The sequence below is a fragment of the Streptomyces gardneri genome, from assembly GCF_006539185.1.
In the GTDB taxonomy this organism is placed as follows: domain Bacteria; phylum Actinomycetota; class Actinomycetes; order Streptomycetales; family Streptomycetaceae; genus Streptomyces; species Streptomyces gardneri.
On the sequence record NZ_BJMN01000015.1, the window covers coordinates 66,391 to 85,200 of the forward strand.

Genomic DNA, 18,810 nt, shown 5'->3' on the forward strand with positions numbered 1-18,810 from the left:
CCGTCATGGCAGAGACCGTTGCAGTATTAGCCGTGTACGGCCGTCGGGCCGGTTCGTCCTGCAGGACGAACCGGCCCGACGGATCAGGTGAATCTACGAGATGACGGTCGGGTTCTCCCCCGGAAAGTCCGGCGGAAGGCCGTCAGGCTCCACCGCGCCTGTCACCAGCCCGGTGAGGTACTCGGTGAGCGTGCCGTCGTACGTCCCCCAGTACCCGTTCCGCGTCTCCACGACGACGGTCCAGGAGTCGGGGCCGTCAGGCCCGGTGCGCCAGTAGAAGTTGTCGCCGTCCGTCGAGTCGCCCCAGGGGATCAGCCCCCCGGGCTCCGGATACGGGACGTACCCCTCGGTCATCCCTTCGTCATGCAGGGCCTCGAGCGACTGCAACAACTCCTTCGCCCCTCGCGCGAAGGCGACTTCCTCCCCGGGATCGGGAATTTGCAGGTTCAGGAAGTCGGCGATGAGGAACGCCGGATACCGCTCGGCGAGCTCCATGAAGTCCTGGGGAAGGCCGGTTCCGAGCTCAGCGGAGACAGCAGCCCAGTTCAACGCCCTCGGCTGCGCCGACTTGATGGGGCCGAGAGCCGGAATGGCCTGTTCGAGTCTTTCGATTGTCAACACGTCACCTGCGGGTCCGGGATGTTCTTCACATTGACCGAGAAGAGCCTCGACTTCTTCTGCGTGAAGGCATCCATCTGAATTGCTGTGGGTATGTTCTCGCGGCCGTTCCCGTACTCCAGTTTCCCGAAATAGAGGACCGGTTCAGATTTGAGGGTCTTCGCCATCCGATTCTCGCACTTCTTCATCTCGGGGTCGTTCATCTGCTTGAAGCCGGTGAAGATGTTCTCCTTGATCCAGTCGCCGTGGAACCTGTCACCGAGGATGTGACTCCGGTTGAAGACGACCGACTTGCTGTTCCGCGGGTTCTCGTAGACGTAGCCCGGGGGCTCCCAGGTCCCCTTGCGGGGTCCGCGTGAGTTCTTGGGCTTCAGGTCACTGGGACAGATGAGCGCGGCAACACCCGTCGCCGTCTCCCGGTCCGCCCCCTCGATGGTCCTCGCTGTGACCGTGGGCATGTAGCGGAAGCGCTCGGACCTGTCCCGGTCGCAGGGGTTCTGGCCGCCGTTGGGCGCGCTGACTCCCGCGTCAGGGTTGTTGTACATCTCGGCGGCCTGTTCGGGGGTGAATCCGAACGTCAGCATCATCTCCTGGAAGTCTTCCTGGGAGAACTGCTTCATGTACCCCGAGTCGAGCGTCCAGCGGGAGTCGCCGGTGCCCCAGTCGAATTCGGGGCGCCGCGCGGGAGCCGGGTTGTTCGGGTTCTGAGCGATGATCTTGACGATGTTGACCACGGTCTTGCCGAGGGCGCCACCGCCGGGTCCACGGCCCTTGCCGGGTCCACGACCAGGACCAGGGCCGGGGCCGGGGCCACCACCGCAGTTCCGGGTGCACGCACCCGAGGCCGCGTTGCCGCTGTACGCCCAGTCGCCGACCGTGCTGCGAGGGCCGACGTACGGGCCTGTGTAGACGCCCGTCGTCGCCCAGCTGCCGGTCGCGCTGGTCGTCATCGCCTTGTTTCGGATGTACTGGTCCGTGACCAGCGCGGTGCCCGTGACGGCCGTGGCCCCGGCGAGCCACCAGAGCGCGGTTTCCGCGCTGATGCCACCCGCGAACGCCAAGGCGGCGAGACAGGGCGGGCAGTGACCGGTCGGGTCGGTCTCGTTGAGGGGGCTGGCGTTCCCGTACGTGTAGCGGTTGGCCTGGACGGACGGCTTGGGGTCGATCTGCCAGGTGTCGCGGCTGGTGAAGCTGCCGATGCCGGGCTGGTACCAGCGGGAGGCCATGTTGACCTCGCCGGTGGAGCCGTCGGTCCAACCGGACTGGTAACCCACGGCCGGGTTCGCGCCGTTGGCGGCGGTCACCTTGCCGAAGGGGTCGTAGGCCCGGGAGGACGAGACCTCGGTGCCGTCTGCCGTGAGGCCGGCGACGAGGTCGGTGTGCTGGTCGGTGACCGCCAGGCGGGCCGAACCGGCCGTTCCCGTCGTCGCACTGGCGAGCAGCGTGCCGCCGGGGTTGCGGTTGTAGCTGGTCGTACCGTCCTTGACGAGGTCGTTGGTGGCGCCGTCGTAGGCGAAGGCCGCGCCTCCGTGGCTCAGGACCCGGTCGAGGGAGTCATAAGTGAAGGTGCTGGTGCCGTTGGTGATCGTGCGCTCGAAGGCGTCCGTGGCGATCTGGCGGCTGTTGCCGCCCTCGGTCACGGTCTTCTCGGTGCCGCGTGCGCTGTAGCTGATGCTCTGACCGCCCCACGTCTCCAGCCGGTTGCGGGAGTCGTAGGTAGCGGTGATGTCACCTCTCTTGGTGAGGTTGCCGGCCTTGTCCCACTCGAAGGCGGTCGTCGTGCCACCGACCGTCTCGGAGGTCATGCGACCCGCGAGGTCGTAGCCGTAGGTCTCGACGGCCGCCCCTGCCGTACCGGTGGCGCTCTTCTTCACCAGCCGGTCGTCGAGGTCGTACTCGTATGCCTGGCCCAGGACCTTTCCGCCCGTACCCAGCTTCGCGACGCTGTCGTCCACGCGCCGGCCCAGGGCGTCGTACGTGTACGAGCGCCTCGCGCCGATCGTCCACGTGCCGCCGGCGGCGGGACGTGCGTACTCCTCCGCGGTCGGTCGCCCGGCCGCGTCGTAGCCGCTGCGCAGCTGCGTGCCGGTGAGCGGATCGGTCGTGGTGCTGAGGCGTCCGGCCTGGTCGTAGGTGAAGCCCGTCGTGCCCGCGGCGTCGGTGCGGGAGGTCAACAGACCGTCCGCGTCGTACACGTAGGACGACGTGCCGGAGGGTCCGTCGGCGTTCAGGAGTTGACCGCGGTCGTTGTAGTTGTAGGTGTTGCCCGCGAGGACTCCGTCGCCTCCGAGGCCGGTGAGACGGCCGGCGAGGTCGTACGACAGGCTGCGCGGCCGGGTGGCCACGGCGGTTCCGGAGCCGGTCTCACCGGTGAGACGGCCGAGGGCGTCGTACGTCTTCTGGCGCTTGACGTTGCCCGGCAGCAGCTCGGTGAGGAGCTGTCCCGCCGCGTCGTAGTTGTTCGTCCAGGTGCGGACGTCCGGGTTCCAGTGCTGCGAGGTGGCCGGTTCGATCGTGGACTCGGGCAGGCCCCAGGTGTTGAACGTGTAGTACGTGGCCTTGCCGCGGCCGTCGGTCAGGCGCGTGCGGTTGCCCGCCGCGTCGTAGCCGAAGGTCGTGGTGATGGAGTCGGTGCCGGTGACCGGTTCGACCTGCTTGGTCATCCGGCCGAGGGCGTCGTAGGTGTAGGTCCGCCGGGCGCCTCCGGCGGAGACCGACGCGGTGACGTTTCCTTCGGCGTCGTACTCGGAGGACACCGAGCGCAGGACCGTCGTTCCGGTGCCGTAGTCGGACACCGTCAACGGTTTGCCGAGGACGTCGTACGCCGTGACGGTCCTGCGGCCGGTGGCATCCGTGGATTCGGTCTTGCGGCCTAGGCCGTCGTAGGCGGACCGGGTGACGCCGCCGAGCGGGTCGGTGACGGTCAGCGCCTCACCCGCGGTGTTGTACGTCGTCGCCGTCCGGCGGCCGCCCGGGGTCGTCCACTCGGACAGGTTGCCCGCGTCGTCGAGGACGTAGCGGGTGACCAGGTGTTGCAGGGTCGGCCTGCGTTCGATCGTGGTGGCGGTGAGCTTGCGGCCCAGTTCGTCGTAGGTGGACTCGGTACGGGCTCCTGTCGGGTCGGTCGCGGAGAGCCGCAGACCGGTCGGGGTCCAGGTGTAGGCGGTGACGCCCCCGCCGGACAGCGCCGTGGAGGTGCCGCCGAGGGTGGTGGCGCCTGGGGCCTGGAGGCCCTGGGCACCGCCGATGGCGGGGGCCGTGCTGCTGACGAGGTTGCCCAGCTGGTCGTAGACGTACGAGGTGGTACGCCCGAGCGGGTCGGTGGTGGAAGCCGGCTTGCCGAGCCTGTCGTACGTCGTGCGCTTGACGGCCGTGATCGGCGTGGCCGAGCCCGGAGCCGTGTAGTCGGGCAGCGTGACCGCGACGGGGCGGCCGAGCTTGTCGGTCTCCGTGCGGGTCACCAGGCCGCGTGCGTCACGGGTCTCGGTGACCTCGCCGAAGGTGTTGTAGCCGGACAAGGCCGTGGGCGAAGCCGCGGTGGCGGCAGCGCCGTTCTCCTCGACCTGCACCTGCGGCGCCGTCGCCTCGACCAGGCGGCCGAGCGCGTCGTAGCGGCTGGTGGCCGTGTTGCCGCGGGGGCTGACCTGAGTGAGAGCCAGTCCCCTCTGGTCGAAGGTGCCCGAGGTGACCCGGGTCCGGGTGCCGTCGGTGACGGTCGCCTTCTTCGTGTTGCCCGCCACGTCGTACTCGGTCGTGGAGGTGAGCTTCTTGCCGGAGCCGTCGATCGACTGCGTCTGCTCGGTGACCCTGTTGTCGCCGTCGTAGGTGACGGTCGTGACGCGGTTGAGGCCGTTCGGGTCGAAGACGCTGCGCGTGGTCCGTCCGGTGGCGTCGACCGTGTCGACCGTCGTACGGCCGCCGCTCTCGGTCCGGGTCACCGCGTTGCCCGCACCGTCGTACACGGCGGACTCCAGGACGATGTCCTTCTTGGAGCCGTTCGCCTGGGTGACCTGCTTCGCCGTCTTCGAGGCCTGGAGACCGTCGTCGTAGTAGGTGAAGGCGGTCGTGGCGCCCATCGCGTCGGTCGTCGAGGCCAGCCGGCCCGCCGGGTCGTACGCGTGGGAGACCAGGACCAGGTCACGGGGCTGGCCGGACGGATCGCCCGTCCAGTCCTTGAGCACCGACTCGGCCGGCAACCCGCGCTTGGTGAACGCGTGCGTGATCACGTTGCCCGCGGGATCCGTCTCACGGATCACCCGGCCCAGCGCGTCATGGCCGAAGACCGACTCGTTGCCCGCCGCGTCCGTGACGCTCTCGTTCAGGCCGAGGGCGTTGTAGCGGTACGTGGTGGTGCGGGTGGCGTCGCCACCGGTGGTGTCCTCCGTCGACTCGGTGAGCAGCTGCCCGTCCGCGTCGTACGTACGGGAGACCTTCGCGGTGTGCGTGACACCCGTGATCTCGTTCTTGACCCCGGGGCCCGTCTCCGAGGAGACGCGCGACATGGAGTCATGGGTGAAGGTACGGGTGACACCCGCCGGGTGGGCGTCGGAGACCTCGGTCTCGGTCAGCTTCCGGCCGATGGCGTCGTACGTGTACGACGTGACCAGCCCGCCGGGTGCCGTCGACTTCGCCACGTCACCGCTCGCGAAGTACGCGTAGGAGGTGGTGGCCCCGCCAGGGGTCTTCTGGGTGGCGACCAGCCCTCGCGGTGTGGTGCCGCCCCCCACGGCCGGCTCGCTGCCGGTCATGTAGGTGGTGACGACCGCGCGGCCGTCCGCCAGCGTCACCGTGTCGGTCAGACCGAGCGTGGTGTACGAGGTGGTGGTCCGGTAGCGGTTGTCGCCCGAGCCGGTGGAGCGGCCGTCACGGACGGCCACCTGCTTGCCGTTGCGCGGGTCCAGCGGGTCGGAGGCGTTGTGGTAATACTCCGCGAACGAGGTCCAACAGGAGTTCGCGTCCCGGCAGGTCGTGGTCGAGACGGTGTTTCCGCGCTCGTCGTGACCGGTGATGGTCGCGTGACCGTTGGGGTCGGTGACCGTGTGGAGGAAGCCACCGACGTCGTACGAGAAGGTCGTGACCCCGCCGTCCGCGTCCGTGGACGCCGTCGGGCGCTGGCCGCGGACCGCGTCGAAGGTGCTGCTGGTCTTCGCGCCCGTCGGGTCGGTGACCGTGACAGTAGAGGTCAGCGAGGAACCCGAGGCGTGGGAACGCGCGCTGTAGTGACGGGCCACCTGGTCGCCGCTGAGGGTGCGCGGGTAGACGGCGACCTCGTCGATGCGACCGGTGAAGTACTGCACTCCGTCGCCCGGGGACGCGGGCCACCACTTGGTGTAGCCGGCGCCGATGTACGTGCGCTGGTTGGTCTCGTGGGTGACCGGAACGGTGGTGGTCTGGGCGACCTGCGCACCGTCGAGGTACAGCGTGTGGGTGGGCCCTTGCGCCGTCACGACAGCGTGGTGCCACTCGTTGTCCGTGACAGTGTTCGGCGAGGTGTTGGTCGCGCCCACACCACGGGTGAAGTACTGGCCGTGGAGCTTGTTGTCCGAGCCGACGTACAGGACCGGCGCGTAGGCGAGGGCGTCCGGGAGCGGCTTCTCCTGGTCGCTGAAGAGCACACCCGGCTTGGTGGTCCTGAACCACAGCTCGACCGACAGGTCGGTGTTCGGCAGGTGGCCGCCCACGAGTTCGGCGTACCCGTCACCCGAGAACTCCGCCGCGGAACCGTCACCGGGCCCGAAGGCCCCGGTGGCACCGGGAGTCGCCTTGGTGTAGGTGCCGTGGGCACCGGCCGCGGCGACCTTGTTCACGACGGTCGTGCCGCCGGTCTCGTTCAGCTGCCAGTAGCCGGAGGGAGCGTCCGCCATGACGGCGCCCTGGTACTGGTCGCCGCTGCCGGTGACCAGGCGGTTGCGCGCCTTGTAGTGGTCCGCGACGGTCTGGGCGTCCAGTTCCTTCGTGTAGAAGGCGGCTTCGTCGAGCCGGCCGTTGAAGTAGCGGGTGGCACGGGCCTGCCCGTCCCACTCCTCGCTGGAGTAGCCGCCGCCGAGGTAGGCGTGCGCGAGGGTCTCCGGCTTGACGACCCCGGCCTTGGAGCCGATCTTGGCACCGTCGAGGTACAGCGACTGACCGGTCGGCCCGCCGGTGATGACCACGTGGTGCCACGCGTTGTCGGTGACCTTCACACCACCCATGACCGGCCAGCCCGCGGAAGGGCCGTCCCACAGGTGGCCGCGGAGCTTGCCCTCCCCGTCGACGAGGAGACTCGCGTTCCACATCGTCGGGGTGGTCCCGAGTTCGGCGTTCTGCAGGCCGAGCAGGACACCGTTGGGCTTGTCCGTCTTGAACCACAGCTCGACGGAGAGCGAGGAGGCACCACTGATCGACTCGGCCGGTACGGAGATCGCGCCCTTGGACCCGGCGAGGGTCACCGCTCCGTCGTCGCCGTCGAGGAAGGCGCCGACCCCACCGAGGGTGACCCCATCACGGTAGGAGCCGTTGCCGCCGGCGGATATCTCGTCGACCGCCGCGGCGCCGCTGCTGTCGCCCAGGCGCCAGTAGTTGACGGGGTTCGCGGTCCGGACGGCGTCCGAGTAGGCCTGGGAGCCCGAGGCGTAGCGGGGCGCGGAGATCTGCCACACACCGCCGCGCTCGTCGGTGACCTTGGTGGCACGCTCGGTGTCGCCGTCGTACTCGACACGTCCGCCGACGCGGCCCGAGGGCAGGGTGACCTTGGAGAGCTTCGAGGACCCGGTCCGGGCCGCGTGGTGCGCGCGCACGGAGCCCGCGTCGAGGGCGCGGTGGTAGACCGCGACCTCGTCCATCAGACCCTTGTAGTACCGGGTGCCGTACGTGCCGGCGCCGTCCCACGTGTGGTCGGTGAAGCCGCCGCCGAGGTAGGTGTACGTCTTGACGGAGTGGCTGACGGGACCGGCGAGGGTGCCGACGGCCTGGCCGTCCAGGTAGAGCGTCTGACCGGTGCCGGTGCTGGTGAGCACGGCGTGGTGCCAGGCGTTGTCGGTGACGGTGGCCGCGGAGGTCATCGGGGTGAGGCCGCCGTCAGCCTTCTCGAACGCTCCGCGCAGCTTGCCGGCCGAGTCGACGGCCAGCACGGGGTTGTAGACGTTGGGGTGCGTCGTGCCCAGCGGGTCGTCCTGGAAGCCGACGAGAACTCCGTTCGGAGTGTCCGTCTTGAACCACAGCTCCACCGACAGCACGGTCGAGGAGGCCAGCGTCGACTCCGGCAGCTCCACGGAGGAGTTCGTGCCGTTGAAGGAGGCGGCCTTGTTGCTCGTGCCGCTCAGGGCCCCGGCACCGCCAAGGGTGACATCACGGAAGTGCCCGGCGTTCATGCCGGTACGGGAGACCGCCTCGCTCTGCGCGGCCTCGCCCTCGGTCTCGCCCAGCCGCCAGTAGGCCACCGGGTCGGCGTCCTGCACCATGCCCCGGTAGTGGGAGCCGCCGGTGTACTCGTACACCGTGCACGCGGTGGTGGACGACGGCGGGCAGACCTTGGTCAGCAGGTCGCCCTGGTAGGTGTACGACCAGACGAGAGCCGGTGCGGACGGACCGACGGCGTCGGTGGAGACGGAGGAGACATGCGCGCCGCTCCAGGTGAACCTCAGCGCCCGCTGCGACAGCGCGTCGGTGGCCTTGGTCAGCTTGCCGCCGGTGTAGGCGAGCAGCTGCTCACGGTCGTGACCGTCCTTGATCCTGGTCAGCAGACCGGTCGTGTCGAAGGAGTACAGCGCCGCGGACGCGTCGCGCAGCGTCCAGCCGCCGCCCTCCACGGACGTCAGCACGCCCATCGAACCGGAGGGCGCGCTGTACGTGCCGTCGCTGTTCTTGCCGAAGCGGACCTGAGCACCGTTCGCGAGGGTGATCACGACGCTGCCGTCGGGTTCGGAGGCGGCCCGCATGTCCCAGCGGGTCGCCCAGCCGGCGCCGAAGGCACTGGTCTTGCGCGGGTCCTGCGAGTTGTACGTGCGAACGACCGCCAGCTCGGGGCCGGTCGTGGGCACGGAGGCGTCGGTGGCGGCGGTCACGTAGTTGCCGGACCGCTCGCCGAACGTCCGGCCGTTGTCTGCGCCGCCCAGGTGGGAGGTGATGACCGGCTGCGGGACCTGCGTGGTGAGGATCGAGGGCGCGGTCCGGGCCGACTGGTCCTTGCCGTCGTTGACGTAGGCGTACCAGGCGTAGGTCTTCGCCCACTTCAGCCAGCCCGCCGGAACGGTCCAGCTCGGCGAGGCCGCGTGGGTGTTGCCGCGGCAGTTCTTCCGCGTGTCCTTCCCCTCGACCTCGCACACCTCGAACTGGTAGGTCAGCGCGCCGGGGTACTTGTCATGGTCGGTGGCCGAGGCCCACAGCGTCGGATTGAGGGTGTCCACGAGCGTGCCGCTCGGCGGACTCGCCCCGGTGATGTACGGCACCGCGTTGGTGGCCTCCACGCGCATCGCGGCGGCGGGAACGCCCTGCGAGGCGAAGGAGTTGACCTGGTACTCGTCCATCGTCCAGGCGATCGCGTACGTACCCGGCGCGAGTGGCGCGATGTGGGCGTCGAGCGTGACCGAGGCGCCCGGGGCCACGTCGTAGGGCATGTCGGTCCAACGGATCTTGGACCAGTAGTCGCCTCCGACCTGATTCCCGTTGCCGTCGTACAGGTCGTAGCGGAGCTTGAAGTTGCTGTTCTTGGGCCAGGTCTGCTGGCCCTGATTGGTGACGGTGACCCTGAAGACACCCTCGGAGGTGGCGGTGATGGGCGAGACGAAGTGGCCGAGCTGGTAGCTCGCGCCGTACTTGGTCCACGAGACGTCGAGGCTGGGCACGCCGCTGCCGTCGTCGGAGTGGAACTGCTTCCAGCTCTTGGAGTCGTCCGTGGCCGCCTTGACCGCCAGGCCGTAGTTCGCCTTCCGGCCGTGCGTCCAGTCGTCGACGAGCTGACGGCCCTCGCTGCCGAGGGGGATGCTCTCCCAGGCCGGGGCGCAGGACCACGTCTCGGTGCCGGTGGGACGCCAGCCGTGGGCGAAGCTCTTCGAGCCGAGCGCCGGACCCGTGGCGGGACCGGGGAAGACGGAGGTGCTGCCTTCGGACCAGTTCGACGTGATCGGGTGAACGGTCACGGGGCGCGCGGTGCACGACTGGGACCAGGAGTTGTACAGCGCCAGATTGGCGTTGATCACCCAGGCGTTCTTCAGGCTTCCGGTGTTCAGCCCGTCGAAGCGCAGGAAGCTCGCGGCCTTGTGGCCGCCGCCGTCGTACGTGCCGACCTTGAGCACGTCGGCGCTGGAGAAGTTGGTGTTGTAGGGAGATTCGACGTACGTGCCTGAGGTCGCCTTGACTCCGGTCACCGACGGGTCGACCTTGACGGGGTAGACCCGCTGGGGGTCCGCGAGCCACTTACGGTCAAGGGAGACGACCAGCGTCTGAAGGCCTTCGCGGCTCTCCAGGCGGTAGGTGACCCCGGAGGAGATGGCGCCTTCGGCGGCGTTCTCCGTGTGTCGGGAGTCCTCCATCCAACCTGCCGGCATGGTGGCCTGTTGCCGCCCGGAGGCATCGGTGAAGACGACACCGCCGTGGCCGTCCAGCTTGGCCGTGAGGCCGTTCAGGACGAGAGGGAAACGCCACTCGGTGGGAGCGGACCGGTCCTTGAGGACCAGCGTCTCCTTGACCGAGTCACTGCCCGCGACGAGCTGCACGTCCGCGGCGGGACGGATCTCCGGGTAGGTGATCGTGCTGCCTGTGGCCTCACCGATGGAGTGGGAGGCGCCCTCGATGGAGTACCCGAGCGAGGCGGTGTCGTTCACGCCGAGACGTACCAGGGGCGCGGCGTCGGCGTACGCACCCAGGGCGATCCTGTTCTCGGAGGACTTGGGCTGCCAGGCGGGAGCCACGGCCGCTCCGCCGAGCGGAGTCACCGCGTTCTGGCTCTGGGTGAGCCGGGAGTCGATGCCCTTCCACTTGCCGTCCCGGGCAAGGAAGTTGACCGGCTCGTTGTAGAAACGGGTGGTGTACGTCCCGTCCTTGTTCAGGAACGTGCGGGCCTGCCTGGTGCGCTCGGCCGGCAGCTCGGCGCTGGTCTTCGGGTCGAAGCTCTTGCGCTGCGGCGTTGCGGGCGCGGCCACCTTGACGAACGGCGTCCTGGCCGGCCGCTTGGGCGCACCGCCCAGCCGCTGTTGCGTGGTGCCGCCGTCCGGCGGGAGTTCGCCCGGCGCCTTGAGCGCGCCGCTGCGTCCCCCTCCCGCCGTGGCGTCGGTGGCATCGCCGGAGGCGCTGTGGCCCCGGCCGCGCGCCGTTCCCCAGCCCTGCTCGGGCAGTTCGCCGGCTCCACGGCCGGTCTTTGCGGTGACCCAGTTGTCCACCGCGAGTGCGGCCTGTTCTGTACCTGCCAGAACGGCCATGACAAATGCCACTAGGAGTACCAGTGGTCGCGCTGTGCGCACGGACTTCCCCCACATAGATGATCAGTGGGAATGTCCTACCGGCACACACAGCCTACTCACAACATTCGGCTGAATCTCGCACACCCTCTCTGTGGTCCGAGGAGGGTATTCGCCACCTTGAAACCGTGACAAATCGTCATATACTCGCGTCACGGCCTCTCTTGGCAAGTGAGGAAGATCATGTCGGCTCCAGGAACTGTCACTTCCTGTGAACATGCGACCCGTGCAGGGCATCGCTTTCAGCCACCTCGCGCGTTGTCCGGCGTCGTCGTGAAGCGGTCGCGCGGCTCCCGCTTGAGGATCCGTCGGTCACCTCGGCCGCGCGGGGGACGAGACGGCCGCGACCGTCTCGATCCAGCGTCGTCCGGCGTCTGCTTGCTGTATCTGGACGGCTGCTCTGTGGACGGATCGCACGTCCGGGCCCTCAAAGGCACCTCGCGTGACACCCATCCCGGCGTCGCCGAGGTGGCCGTCGTGGTCGGCGAAGTTCTGTCAGCAGGGCGGCGTGCAGGCGTGGCCACACCTCGGCATCTGTCCAGTCCCGTAGCCGGCGCCAGGCCGTCGAGGATCACGACGGCCGTGACCACGGTCGCGAGCGAGACGACCCGGCTCACGGTGAACGCCGTGCCGTTCACACGGCTGTGCGGTGGGGCCCGCTTCCGACCGATGGCATCACCCATGGGTGTCCTCCGGGCGGTGCTCGGGCGCGGCGGCCGGGCGGATGCGCATCAGTAGACGGGGCCGGTGCCATTCGCGCATCTCGGGCCATGGTGCGTTCGGCGGCCCAGCCGATGACGGCCCGGCCCCTGGAGCGTCAGCGTCTGCGGGCGCGGGCCCGTCGGAGGAGCATGCCGGCCGCGGTGCCGGCGAGCACGATGCCGGCCAGGCCCGCGAGGGACCATCCCACCGCACGGTCACCCCGCTCGTCGGCCGGGTCCGTCCGCGACGGTGCCGGCGCGGAGGTGGCCGGGGCGGTCGTGGTGGGGGCCGGGGCGGATGGGGCGGTCGTGGTGGGGGTCGGGCGGGGGGCGGGGGGCGAGGGGTCGACCACGGGGACCTGGACCTCGCGTTCGGCGTGGCCCAGGGCGGGGAAGCCCACGTTGACGGTGACCTTCCAGGTGCCGGGGGCGAGCACCTCGGCGGTGGTCCAGCCGGTGCGTGTGCCAGGGGCGCGGACCAGGGGCCACGGCCCCAGGGAACGGGATCCGTCGGGGCTGGTCGCGTTCACCGTGGCGGCGACGGTCTCCTCGACGGCGTCCCCGTCGTTCTCCCAGGTGATCTCGGTCGTGACGTGGCCGTCCCGCTGACCGGTCACCACCACCTTGACGGTGTCGCCGTGGGCCTGGGCGGTGGCTGGCACGGCCAGGGCCTGGGCGAAGAGCATGAGCAGGAGGCAGAAGCCCGTACGGGTACGGGAAGCAAGGTGTGTGCGCATCGTTGCTGTGCTCCAGGTGCGTGAGATGCGGTGCGTGCGGAGTGCGGAATGCGGAATGTGGAGCGCCGGGGTGGGCGCCGGTGGACGGTCGTGGTGACCGTCCACCGGCGTCGGACCGGACGACCGGGGCCGCTTGCCCGGCCCTGGTCCGGCGGTCGGGGTCAGGAGGCCTTCTGGACCGTCCACGCCTGGGTCGCGGCACCGTTCGCGCGCCGCAGGTCGAGCAGCCAGCTCCCGTAGTACGGGCGGTCGCTCACCGTCAGGGCGTAGCCGCCGCTCGGGTCGGTCACGGTGACCGCTCCGTCGCGAGCGGTCAGCTTCCACTTCTGCGTGGCCGCGCCGCCGCACGTCTGCTGGGCGATCCACATGCCCGCGGCGGGGGCTCCGCCCGTCTGCAGGCACTTGCCGGAGACGGCGGATCGGATGCGGACGAGCCCGTTGCCCGCGTCGTCGAACAGCCACTGCTGCTGGGCGTAGCCGGTGGCCCGCGCTCCGACGAGCACCGTGCCGTCGGCGGAGCGGCCGCCCCAGACCTCGGCGGCCATACCGGTGCCCGCGTTGGCGAGGGTGTAGCGGGTACCGGGCGTGGTCGTGCCGTCGCCCGCTCCTGCCGTACGGAACGTGGTCGTCCGCCCGGCCCCGCTGTCACGACCGGACCGGTCGCGGACCGAGACGGCGACCTTGTACTCGGTGCCGGGCCGGAGGTTGTAGATGCGCATCGACTGCGACTGGACCCAGGTCAGGTGCCTGCCGTCCAGCAGGACCTGGTACCAGGCGGCGCCCTCGACCTTGGGCCAGCTCACGACGACCGCCGTGGACTGGATCTGACCGGCCGTCGGCGTCGGTCCGCCGGTGGGCTGCCTGGTCGGGGTCGGGGTCGGGGTGGGAGTGGGGGTGGGGGTGGGCGTCGGGGTGGGAGTGGGAGTGGGCGTCGGGGTGGGGTTCGGGTTGGGGGTGGTACCGCCCGTGGACCGCATCAGGAACTGGTTGTCGGCGATGTTCCAGTGCGTGGCCAGGTAGCTGCCGGCCTTGGGATTGGTGTGGAAGTAGTCGTCGTGATTGCAGTCCAGGATGTTCTCGGCCGCCCGGTTGGAGCACACGTACCGCATCTGCGGGTAGTACGGGGTGTCCGAGTAGCACATGACGTCGTACTCGTCCGTGCAGTGCGCGCCGCGACTGGTGTTGGGCGCGCTGTTGTTGACCGCGCCGAGGTTGTGTCCCAGTTCGTGCGCCGCGGTGTGACCGCCCCAGCAGCCCGCGTCGGTACGACCGTAGGAGGGGCCGAAGTTGCTCTGGTTGTTCTGGCCCGGCCGTTCGTCACCGGCGAACGTGCCGATGCCGCAGTAGACGTTGGTGTCCGCGAAGATCATGTACTTGCGGTCGCGCCGGTTGAGGCCCTTGGCGGCGAGCGCGTTGTTCGTCGCGCTGAACTCGGAGAGCGCGGACGAGGGAAGCTCGATGTTGAGGACGGTCGGCGTGCAGTCGGCCGCGGTCACATAGCGGATGTACCGTACGCCGCCGGTCTCCTTCGCGCTCATGGCGTAGATGAGGTCGGCGTCGGCCGCCCACTTGCGGAACGAGGCGACGTACTCGGCGTACCGGTCGCGGCCCGGGCCGTGCACGTACACGACCTGCACGCGGTTGCCGGTGCTGCCGTCGCCGTCGCACTGGACGGTCTGTCCCGCCGGGCCCGCGGCGACCGTCTGGCCGGCGGCCGGCGCGGTCGGCTTCGGGGCCGCGGCGGCTCCGGTCCTGGCGCCGTCGGCGTCGGCGGCGGGCGCGTCCTGGGGGCTCTCGGCGCCCTTCCCGGAGCCCGCGTCCCCGGATGTGGGCTTCGCCGGGTCGGCCGCGGTGGCCTTGGTGGTGACGGCGGGAGGCACGTTCGCCTTGATGTCCACGCCCTTGGGCGGAGCGTCGGGCCCGTGGGTGCACAGGCCCGCGTCGGTGCGGTAGGTGCCCGTGCAACGGTCGCCCCGGGGAGCCGCCTTGAGTCCGTTGTAGACCATGCCGCGCCGGGTGTCGCTGGCCGGCTTGCCCACGATGGGCTCCGGCTCCTCGTCGCGGGTCGGGGCGGCGGCCGGCGCGAGGGGAACCGTCGCGGGTATGCGCGCCTGCGCGGGGGTCCCGGGCCCGGCTTCGTTCCCGATGCCGGCGTAGGCGGCCCCTCCGGCGATCGCCGCCGCCGACGCCACTGCGGCGGTGAGGAGCATCAACCCCCGGCTCTTGCGCCGGTGTTCACGCTTCCTGCGATGTCTAGTCATGCGCACCTCAAATCCTTGGTCGGAGGAGTGGGTGCGCGGAAGCCTGCCAGATGCGTGCGGTGGAGAATCCGGGCAAACGGGAATGCCCGTCGAGATATCTGACCGTTACCTACGGTGCCGTATCTGATGAACAGTCAATGTGCTTACAGATAAGGCGAGTTGGCAATTCTGCGGTGAATGGTCCAGGCCTTTTCCGGGATCTCGTTATCGAATCGAGATAGGCGAGACAAGGCTATTGACGGCAATTCAGTAAGGTATTCATCTATTTATTACCTTTCGAATTCCCCTCGTCACCAGCCGTGAGGAGTGCCGTCGGTGCTCGGCTGAGGGCGAAGCGTTCGCTCGCCTCTCCCCGGAGCCGGCCCCCGGAACCTTGCGGCCGAAGACCGGTGGGACGGTCCGTCCTGCCGTACGCACGGTTGGCGTTGGCCGTCGACCGGCGGCGTGGCGCCCGCCCCGTGACGCGCTCAGACGGGCGGCATCAAGTCGCTCTCGCTGACGGTGTACGTCAGCGGGGGATAGGTGAAGTCCGGCTCCTGGTTCTCGCGGCGCCACAGCCGGTTGAACTCCTGCCGCTGCTCGTCGTCCGCCACCGACAGGGGCGTGCCCTGCGGAAGGTGCGCACGTCCGTCATGGAAGCGGACGAAGGTCCTCGAACGTCCCAGCCGGTGCAGTGCGTCCTCTTCCGGCCGTCGCTTTCGAACCGGACGGTGATCTCCCACCCGGGCCAGACACCGAGCGGGCGCGGGCCGCGCTCGATCGCGAGGACCCCGCAGATGCTTCCGGCGTGGCCATGGTCGTACCGGCCGCCGCCGACGCGGGGACCGACCTGGGTGGCGATCCACTCCTCGTAGGTCATCTCGAACCCCGCCTTGCGGTCGCCCAACAGCTCGGCGGGCATAGTGCCGTCGCGCCTGTCACCTGTCGCAGTGGCTGCGGGCGGAGGGGTTGACGGTGCCGCAGTCCGTGGGCCACGACGGGCAGCCGTAGTCGTGGCAGGCGACTGGGGAAGAGCCGGTGTTCCAACGTGGACCAGCGTGACCCGGTTGCCGTCAGCGCGCTTCAGGTGATCGGCGCGGGCTGGGTGACAGTGAGCTCGGTCGGCCAGTACGGGGCGGCCTCGCCGCAGATGCCTTCGGTCCACTTGGTGGCGCGGGGTTGGCAGGAGTCGTGGCCGACGCTGGAGGGGAGAGGACCTCGGACAGGGCATCGGTATCGGCGCCGTCCTCGCCGAACCACTCCGGAACCGGGCGCTCGGCACACCCGCCATCTACACATCGACAAGAGGTAGTTCGACCAGAAGCCCGGGTGGACCAGCAGCGACTCGCCCGGCACCAACGGGCCGACGTCATATGCCTTGATCAGCACCTCTCGATCCTGTCACCAGCCACTGACACGGTCCGATCCGGGATCGGCAACAGGGCGCTGCCCAGTCACGGGACACCCCTTAAGCTACCGTTCGGTAATTCAAGGGGGAGTTCTCGTCCGAGGACTCTGGGTCCGTGTCGCCGGTCGACCAGCCGTGACGCATGCGCGGGCCCTCGACATAGGACGTATATGCACCACCGTACGACGCGGCATGCTGCCGCGTTTCTCACGCTCCTGGCAGTCTTTCTCTGCCTGGGCCTGGGGGAGAAGACCGCAGTCGCCGCGACGGGCATCGAGAACCGTCAGGCGGCGGCCTCCGCGGCCGAGCGCATCGCGGCCATCGTGAAGGCGGCCGCCAAGTACTCCGGGTGCGGCGCCAAGCCGCTGTTGGAGAAGCCCGCCTGCTACCGGGAGTTCGCCGACAAGGCCGTCCGCGTCGGGGCCGGGGTGGGCCTTGCCGCGTACGGCATCCACTACCTGCACAAGGACACCGAGCAGCATTTCAAGAACCTGCGCAAGGAGATCGCCGGGTTCGAGCAGCTGAAGGAGGCGGTCAAGCAGGACCCGGCCACGATCACCGACCCGGCCACGCGGGCCGAGGCGGAGAAACGGATCCACGCCGCGTACGCGGCCGCGCAGAAGGACGTCGACCACCGGCTGGCGAAGGTCAACGAGACCATCCAGACGATCGTGATGCTCGCGGAGGTGACCGTCGCGTTCCTTCAGGTGATCTTCGCACTCGCGGCCATCGTCGGCGATCCGGAGTTCCAGAAGGCCGCGACCTCGCTCAGGAACGGCCTGAAGGGCATGGGCGAGGATCTCGACCGGATCAACGCCGGTCTGAGCCAGATGAGCCGTGGCCTCGACGACATGAACAAGGCGATGGGCCAGGTCAACGGTGCGCTGGACCAGATGAACCGGGGCATCGGCCAGGCCAACAAGGGCATGGAGGAGATGAACCGGGGGGTCGGCCAGGCCAACAAGGGCATGGAGGAGCTCAACAAGCACGTCCCGGGCATCAAGAAGGGTGCCGAGAAGCTCCGTGAGCTGCCCGGCATCGAGTTCGACTTCTCCCACATCAAGGACGCCTGGAGCTCCGGCGGTTCCGGGCTCGACGCCGAGGAGCAGCAGCGGCGCATGGGCCTGCTCCTCGACCTCCTGCCCGGTATCGGGGACGGCAAGGGCATCGTCGAGGCCGTCATCGGCAAGGACCTCGCCACGGACGAGGAACTGAGCGGGCTGGACCGGGCCACGGGCGCGCTGGTCGTGCTGCGCTGGCTCAAGATCGGCAAGAAAGCCCTCACAGGCGACGACGTGCGGGACGCCCGCAAGGCCACCTGCGTCGCCGGCAGCGTCGACGGGAACAGCTTCCCGGCCGGAACCCGGGTCCTCATGGCCACGGGCGCCGCCGTGTCCATCGAGTCGGTACGACAAGGCGACGAGGTCCTGGCCACGGACCCCGACACCGGCCTCACCGAGCCCCAGCCCGTGACCGACCTGATCACCGGCTCGGGGGAGAAGCGCCTGGTCACCCTGACCGTCGACACCGACGGCGACGCAGGCGACCACACGGACACCGTCACGGCGACCGACCGTCACCCGTTCCGCACCGTCGGCCCCGACGTGTGGAGCGACGCCGTCGACCTCACTCCTGGAACATGGCTGCGGACCGACACGAGCAAGCCGGTGCGGGTCACCGCGGTCGCGACGGGCACCGGGCAGCAGACGGTCCACAACCTCACCGTCGCCCGGCTGCACACCTACTACGTGCTCGCCGGAAGCACGCCCGTCCTGGTCCACAATGCCAAGAAGAACAAGTGCAGCCTGGAGATCGACCACGTCGGTCAGGTGGACCAGGACTGGGTCACCAAGGGCGCTCACGTCAACATGAAGGACGGCATGGAAGTGGCCTTGCGTCCGGACGGCAAGGGCGGCATCCGTGGCGAGGCGATCCGCCTGTCGCGCGGCACAGCCACCCAGAAGCAGGTCGATGCCGTCGTCGCGGCGATCAAGTCCGACCCCAAGACGCGCGCGGACATGATCAGGGTGACGAAGGGAGCCAAGGAGGTCTTCGAGTCCAGCGCCAAGGCCATGAAGGAAGGCCGCAACCCGCAGTGGCGCTTCAGCAACGACCGGACGGCCGAGCTGCGGGCGCTGATCGAGGCAATGGAGAAGATGTAGATGTCCGACCTGGATTTCTACGCCCACGTGGCCACCCGCGGCGATGTTCTGGGCATGGGCATCGGCACGCAGCCTGCCGAGTGGGCGGACCGGCTGGGGGCCGACTACGTCGACGACGTGGACGCGGGGCTCATGCGCCGGGACTACGGGCTCGTGGAGCTGTCGTTCGAGGAGGCGCAGGGTTCCTGGCCCTGCTTCGGAATCAGCGTGCAGGTGCACCGGTTGAGGTGGGACGTGGAGTCGGCCGTGCCGGCGGCCCTACGCAGCTCATACGGCGCCTTCGCCTCTTCGGTGCGCTTCGAGGACCTGACCGTGGCGATCAACGATCTGGGCTACTCGTTCGAACCGGACGACGACGCGACGGCCACCGACTTCCGCCGCTATCGGGTCCCCGAGTCCGGTGTGCGGCTCATCGTCCGGGTGGACGTCGACGCCCAGGGGGCGGGCGACCTGTGGAGCCTCAGCGTGTCTCCCGCCTGGTGGGGTGAGACCGGCTGACCGAGGCGGGCCC

The 18,810-nt window shown here is 69.4% G+C and carries 7 protein-coding genes; 2 read left to right on the plus strand and 5 right to left on the minus strand.

From position 1 onward, the window contains the following. Positions 1 to 93: 93 nt before the first annotated feature. The 5 genes from SGA01_RS13250 to SGA01_RS13275 form a co-directional block, all read right to left on the minus strand. Positions 94 to 618 carry a hypothetical protein gene (locus SGA01_RS13250; protein WP_141296721.1) on the minus strand — a complete coding sequence of 175 codons (525 nt, stop codon included), beginning with the start codon at positions 616 to 618 and terminating at the stop codon, positions 94 to 96. Beyond that, positions 615 to 11,012: a LamG-like jellyroll fold domain-containing protein gene (locus SGA01_RS13255; RefSeq protein WP_229918431.1), complete on the minus strand. Its 10,398-nt coding sequence runs from the start codon at positions 11,010 to 11,012 to the stop codon at positions 615 to 617. The genes SGA01_RS13250 and SGA01_RS13255 overlap by 4 nt, the downstream gene beginning before the upstream one ends. A gap of 856 nt (positions 11,013 to 11,868) precedes the next feature. Beyond that, positions 11,869 to 12,489 carry a hypothetical protein gene (locus SGA01_RS13265; RefSeq protein WP_141296723.1) on the minus strand — a complete coding sequence of 207 codons (621 nt, stop codon included), beginning with the start codon at positions 12,487 to 12,489 and terminating at the stop codon, positions 11,869 to 11,871. A 161-nt stretch (positions 12,490 to 12,650) separates the two neighbouring features. Next, positions 12,651 to 14,750 (minus strand): RICIN domain-containing protein, encoded by a 2,100-nt coding sequence (locus SGA01_RS13270; RefSeq protein ID WP_229918430.1) that lies wholly within the window; start codon positions 14,748 to 14,750, stop codon positions 12,651 to 12,653. 467 nt (positions 14,751 to 15,217) lie between these two features. Then, on the minus strand, positions 15,218 to 15,343 hold the full coding sequence (locus SGA01_RS13275) for a hypothetical protein (RefSeq protein WP_308699049.1): 126 nt from the start codon (positions 15,341 to 15,343) through the stop codon (positions 15,218 to 15,220). Between the two features lie 964 nt (positions 15,344 to 16,307). Here SGA01_RS13275 and SGA01_RS13280 point away from each other — a divergent pair. Both SGA01_RS13280 and SGA01_RS13285 read left to right on the plus strand, forming a co-directional pair. Continuing rightward, complete coding sequence (locus SGA01_RS13280) at positions 16,308 to 18,299, plus strand: pre-toxin TG domain-containing protein (protein ID WP_141296724.1); 1,992 nt, start codon at positions 16,308 to 16,310, stop codon at positions 18,297 to 18,299. Then, complete coding sequence (locus SGA01_RS13285; protein WP_141296725.1) at positions 18,300 to 18,797, plus strand: hypothetical protein; 498 nt, start codon at positions 18,300 to 18,302, stop codon at positions 18,795 to 18,797. The last annotated feature ends 13 nt before the right edge of the window (positions 18,798 to 18,810 follow it).

Bases quoted from the DNA above. Each gene is read 5' to 3' on its own strand.
- SGA01_RS13255 (WP_229918431.1), bottom strand. From the start codon at position 11,012: ATGGCCGTTCTGGCAGGTACAGAACAGGCCGCACTCGCGGTGGACAAC.
- SGA01_RS13285 (WP_141296725.1), top strand. From the start codon at position 18,300: ATGTCCGACCTGGATTTCTACGCCCACGTGGCCACCCGCGGCGATGTT.
- SGA01_RS13280 (WP_141296724.1), top strand. From the start codon at position 16,308: ATGCACCACCGTACGACGCGGCATGCTGCCGCGTTTCTCACGCTCCTG.
- SGA01_RS13265 (WP_141296723.1), bottom strand. From the start codon at position 12,489: ATGCGCACACACCTTGCTTCCCGTACCCGTACGGGCTTCTGCCTCCTG.
- SGA01_RS13270 (WP_229918430.1), bottom strand. From the start codon at position 14,750: ATGACTAGACATCGCAGGAAGCGTGAACACCGGCGCAAGAGCCGGGGG.